Origin of the sequence: Streptomyces aureus, assembly GCF_001418135.1 — a bacterium.
Taxonomy (GTDB): domain Bacteria; phylum Actinomycetota; class Actinomycetes; order Streptomycetales; family Streptomycetaceae; genus Streptomyces; species Streptomyces aureus_A.
The window spans coordinates 1-5,162 of the sequence record NZ_LIPQ01000440.1; the positions used below are offsets into that span (position 1 = coordinate 1).

General features: G+C 73.6%; 4 protein-coding genes and 1 pseudogene. 1 reads left to right on the top strand and 4 read right to left on the bottom strand.

Going from position 1 to position 5,162, the window contains the following annotated elements:
* On the top strand, window positions 1-1,131 hold a 1,131-nt coding region (locus AOK00_RS30030; RefSeq protein ID WP_055603371.1), incomplete at its 5' end, for an alpha/beta hydrolase.
* A 66-nt stretch (window positions 1,132-1,197) separates the two neighbouring features.
* Here the strand turns inward: AOK00_RS30030 and moeZ are convergent.
* The 4 genes and pseudogenes from moeZ to AOK00_RS30050 form a co-directional block, all read right to left on the bottom strand.
* Window positions 1,198-2,376: an adenylyltransferase/sulfurtransferase MoeZ gene (moeZ, locus tag AOK00_RS30035; protein WP_030320753.1), complete on the bottom strand. Its 1,179-nt coding sequence runs from the start codon at window positions 2,374-2,376 to the stop codon at window positions 1,198-1,200.
* Between the two features lie 63 nt (window positions 2,377-2,439).
* Entirely contained in the window at window positions 2,440-3,183 is a 744-nt protein-coding gene (locus tag AOK00_RS30040) for a spherulation-specific family 4 protein (RefSeq protein WP_030320751.1), read from the bottom strand.
* Window positions 3,171-4,142 (bottom strand): NAD-dependent epimerase/dehydratase family protein, encoded by a 972-nt coding sequence (locus tag AOK00_RS30045; protein ID WP_030320749.1) that lies wholly within the window; start codon window positions 4,140-4,142, stop codon window positions 3,171-3,173. The genes AOK00_RS30040 and AOK00_RS30045 overlap by 13 nt, the downstream gene beginning before the upstream one ends.
* A 202-nt stretch (window positions 4,143-4,344) precedes the next feature.
* Window positions 4,345-5,162: pseudogene (locus AOK00_RS30050) on the bottom strand (hypothetical protein); the annotation flags it as partial.

A 5,162-nucleotide genomic window follows, 5' to 3' on the forward strand; every position in this document is an offset into this window, starting at 1 on the left:
GTGGGCTTCGACCCGCGCGGCGTCAGCCGCAGCTCCGGTGTCGTCTGCCGGACCGACGCCGAACAGGCCGCCGCCGAGGCCACCGTCGACCTCACCCCGGACTCGGCCGCCGAGGAGGCCGCGTACCTGAAGGACAACGCCGCCTTCGCCACCGGCTGCGCCCGCCGCTCGCCCACGGTCCTCCCGCACACCACGACCACCGCCACCGCCCGCGACCTGGACCTGATCCGGCGGGTCCTCGGGGACGACAAGCTCCACTACTTCGGCATCTCGTACGGGACACAGCTCGGCGGCACGTACGCGCACCTCTTCCCGCGGAACGTGGGCCGGCTCGTCCTCGACGCGGTCGTCGACCCGACCGCCGACACCGTGGGCCACGCCCGCCACCAGACGATCGGCTTCCAACGGGCCCTGGGCAACTATCTGAAGAGCACCGGCCAGGACCCCGAGGACGGGACCGAGCGGATCGCGCGCCTGCTGCGGAAGCTCGACCGCGCGCCGCTGACCGTCGGCGAGCGGAAGCTCACCGAGGGCCTGGCCCTGACGGGCATCGCGGTGACGTTGTACGGGCAGTCCAACTGGCCCCTCCTGACGGCGGCCCTCGCGGACGCCGAGAAGGGCCGCGGAGGCGCCCTGCTCGAACTCGCCGACTACTACAACGACCGTGACGCGAACGGCCACTACGCCACCCAGACGCACTCGCAACGGGCGATCTCCTGCGCCGACTCCAGCGCACGGCCGACCGCGGCGGAGGCGAAGGCGCTGGTCCCCGAATTCCGGCGGCTCTCCCCCGTGTTCGGCGAGTTCCTCGCCTGGGACACGGCCGGCTGGTGCGCCGAGTGGCCGGTGAGGGGCGAGCGGGCGACCCCGGAGGCGAGCGCTCCGGGCGCCGCCCCGGTCCTCGTCGTCGGCACGACGGGCGATCCGGCGACCCCGTACGAGGGCGCGGAGAGGATGGCGAAGGAACTCGGCGACGGGGTCGGGGTCCTCGTCACCAACGAGGGCGAGGGACACGGCGCGTACGGCACGTCGTCGTGCGCGACGGCGACGATCGACGCGTACCTCCTGGACGGCAGGGTCCCCGCGTACGGCAAGACCTGCTCCAGCGGGGCGGCTCGTAGCGGGGCGTGACCCGTGTCGGGGCATGAGAAGGGGCCCGGATCTCGTGTCGAGATCCGGGCCCCTCCGTTCGGCCGCCTAGTAGACCGGCTTCTCGGGCTCGATCTGGTGGACCCAGCCGATCACGCCGCCGCCGACGTGCACCGCGTCGGCGAAGCCCGCGGACTTCAGCACCGCGAGGACCTCCGCACTGCGGACACCCGTCTTGCAGTGCAGGACGATGCGCTTGTCCTGCGGGAGGTCCTGGAGGGCGGTGCCCATCAGGAACTCGTTCTTCGGGATCAGACGCGCGCCCGGGATCGAGACGATCTCGTACTCGTTCGGCTCGCGGACGTCGATGATGTCGATGTTCTCGCCGTCGTCGATCCACTCCTTGAGCTGCTTCGGAGTGATCGTGGAGCCGAGCGCCGCCTCCTGGGCCTCCTCGGACACGACGCCGCAGAAGGCCTCGTAGTCGATGAGCTCGGTGACGGTCGGGTTCTCGCCGCAGACCGCGCAGCCGGGGTCCTTGCGGACCTTCACCTGGCGGTACTGCATCTCCAGGGCGTCGTAGATCATCAGACGGCCCACCAGCGGGTCGCCCACGCCGGCGAGGACCTTGATGGCCTCGGTGACCTGGATGGAGCCGATGGACGCGCACAGCACGCCCAGGACGCCGCCCTCGGCGCAGGACGGGACCATGCCCGGCGGCGGGGGCTCCGGGTAGAGGCAGCGGTAGCAGGGGCCGTACTCGGACCAGAAGACGGACGCCTGACCGTCGAAGCGGTAGATCGAACCCCAGACGTACGGCTTGTTCAGCAGCACGCAGGCGTCGTTCACCAGGTAACGGGTGGCGAAGTTGTCGGTGCCGTCGACGATCAGGTCGTACTGGCTGAAGATGTCCATCACGTTCTCGGCCTCAAGCCGCTCTTCGTGGAGGATCACGTTCACGTACGGGTTGATGCCGAGCACGCTGTCGCGCGCCGACGCGGCCTTGGAGCGGCCGATGTCGGCCTGGCTGTGGATGATCTGGCGCTGGAGGTTCGACTCGTCGACCTCGTCGAACTCCACGATGCCGAGCGTGCCCACGCCGGCGGCGGCCAGGTACATCAGCGCCGGCGAGCCGAGGCCGCCGGCACCGACACACAGCACCTTGGCGTTCTTCAGCCGCTTCTGCCCGTCCATCCCGACGTCCGGGATGATCAGGTGGCGGGAGTACCTGCGGACCTCGTCTACGGTGAGCTCGGCAGCCGGCTCGACCAGGGGTGGCAGCGACACGGGGACTCCGGTTGTCGGTATGTCAGTACGGTTGTTCTCCCCGTAACACTGCCACGCCTCTTCTCATTCCGAGACACCTGGTCCGATCCGCGAGACGATTTCGTCCCAGTAGCCGGGCAGCGAGTGGAATGGCGCACTTTGTCCCGGGCCCCCCGCGCGGTCGGTGAAGAAGATCGTCCCGGCCCCCTGCCAGCGGGCGATCCGCAGGGCCTCGTCCAGGTGGGTGCGCGGAACGCCGTGCACGAGATGGACGAACTTCGCCTCCGTGTACTCGGCCGTCCACTCGGCCACCTGCGACCAGCGGTAGTCCGCCCAGGCACCCGAGAAGGTCACCAGCTGGTCGGCGGTCTCGGCGTATCCCGGGTGGGGATGGGTGCCGTGGCCGAGGACGAGGTGGGCCTCGCCGCCGAGGACCGCCTCCAGGGTCGCGGTGACCCGCCGCACCCCGGCCAGGTCCGCCCGGTCCGCGGGGCAGCGGTCCAGGTAGTAACCGTCGACCTTGTACCAGTCGACGAAGCGGTGGGCGTCCGAGACCAGCTCCCCGAACGGCCGGGAGCCGTACGCGGCGTCCAGGTGCCCGAGGACCCTGACCCCGGCGTTACGGAGCCTCCCCGCCGCCTCCAGACAGTGCGGGTCCGGACGGCTGCCCGGACCCTCCGCCACATTGAGCACCGCCCAGTGCAGCGGGGTCCCGGGGCGGGTCAGCTCGCCCCACTCGACGGGGGCGAGCAGCGGGTGGGCGTAGCCGGGCACGCCCACCCCCAGGGCTTCCTTCACCGCCCCCGCGGTCGCGGTCAGATGCGACACGCCGCCTCCATCCAGATGTCGGCGAGCGACTCCTCCAGGTTGATCCGGGGCCGCCAGCCGAGCCGGTCGCGGGCGGTCCGGACGTCGGCCTGCTGCCAGGGGCCGCAGCCGTCGGGGTACGGGTAGGGGGCGGCGGCCAGCTGGTCGGCGATGGTCCCCTCGGTGCGGGGGGCTCCGATCATCGGGCGCTGCGGCATGCCGTGCGGGGCGTCCAGCTCGTGGAGGTTGCCGGAGTAGCCGGCGACCCTGGCGAGGACGGCGGCGGCGTCCCGGAGCCGGACCGCGCGGCCGGTGCCGATGTTGACGACGCCCTGGGCGGCGGAGAGCGAGGCCGCGTGCACGGCCCGCGCCACGTCCCGTACGTCGACGAAGTCCCGCTGCACGCCGAGGCCGCTGAGCTTGAGCTCGCCGTCGCCGGCCTGCATGGCCCGGCGCATCGCCTCGGCGAGCCGGCCGAGCGGCGATCCGGCGGGGGTGCCGGGGCCGACGGGCGAGAAGACGCGGAGGACCACGGCGTCGAGGCCCGAGCCCAGGACGAGTTCGGTCGCAGCCAGCTTCGACACCCCGTACGGGCCGCCGGGGCGGGGGACGGCGTCCTCGGCGGTGGAGGAGCCTGGCTGGCTGGGCCCGTACTCCGAGGCGCAGCCGACCTGGACGAGCCGGGCGCCGCAGCCGCTGCGGCGCAGGGCCTCGCAGACGGTGGCGACGGCGACGGTGTTGTGCCGGGTCAGGTCGCGGGCGCCGCCGCGGGTGGCGCCGGCGCAGTTGACGACGACCCCGGGGTGGACGGCGTCGAGGAACCGGGTCAGCGCGCCCGGGCTGCCGGAGGCGAGGTCGAAGCGCACGTCGGCGTCGTCGCCCCGGCCGAGGGCGGTGAGGTGGACCGCCGGGTCGGCGAGGAGCCGGTCGGCGACGAAGCGGCCGATGAAGCCGTTGGCTCCGAGCAGTAGCACCCTCATCGCGCGGCCCCTTCGTGCCGACCGGCCGTTCCTTGGGGTTGCGGGGTCATGGTCTTCGGTCTCCTTGCGAGGTGATCAGAGAGGTGACGGGGCGCGCCCGCGGCGTCGGCTCCGCGGGTGCGAGAAGGTTTCCTGACGGAAGGCTCGGCGGGGTGGGGAGTGCGGTGGTCGCCCGGCCTCCGACGGGGGTTGCGGCGGGTTCTCACGGGGTGGCGTGGGCCGAGGCCCGGGCAAGGGAGCCGGTCGCGTGGGCCAGCAGGCCGAGCGCGGCGGCGCCGCAGACGAGGGTGGGTACGGCCCCGGGGCCCCAGGTGTCGACGACGGCCCACACGGGGGCGGCGAGCGCGTCGAGGCCGGGGAGGGGCACGCGGGCGGCGAGGACGCTCGTGAGGGCGAGCGCCTCGGCGGCGCTGGCTGCGGCGAGGGCGGCCGCGGCCGTCTCGGGGAAGCCGTGGACGGTGAGGAGCCGGGCGAGCAGCAGGAGCGCGCCGAGGGCCAGGGCCCCGGAGCTGAACCCGGTCAGCCCGAGCAGCAGGGTGAGGGCGAGGAGTTGGAGGGTCACGGTGCCGAGGAGCAGCGGGCGGGTCCCGGCGGCGAAGTCGGCGAGGCCCCGGCTGTCGGCGATCCGGCGGCGTGCCCGGTGGGCGAAGAGCCGGGCGCACCAGGCGGCGGGGGCGACGGCGAGGGCGAGCGCGAGGACCGGTCCGGGGGCCAGGTCCCAGGGGCCGTCGGGGCCGCCGCTGAGGACCTGGGTGAGGAGTCCGTCGCCGCAGACCGCGTACGCCACGAGCCAGACCGTCCAGAGCCGGGCTGCGGGCACGGTGCCGCCGTCGGGTGCGCGGAAGGGGCCGCGCCGGACGGCGAGAAGGAGTGCGCCGGTGAGCAGCAGGGCCCCGGTCGCGCCGACGGCGAGACGCACGGGCCCGTGGGTGACGGCGAGTCCGATGCCGGTGAGCCCGGCGGCGGCGCCGGGGGTGAGGACGGCGAGCGCCCAGGCGTCGGTGTCCCCGCGCGGGGACA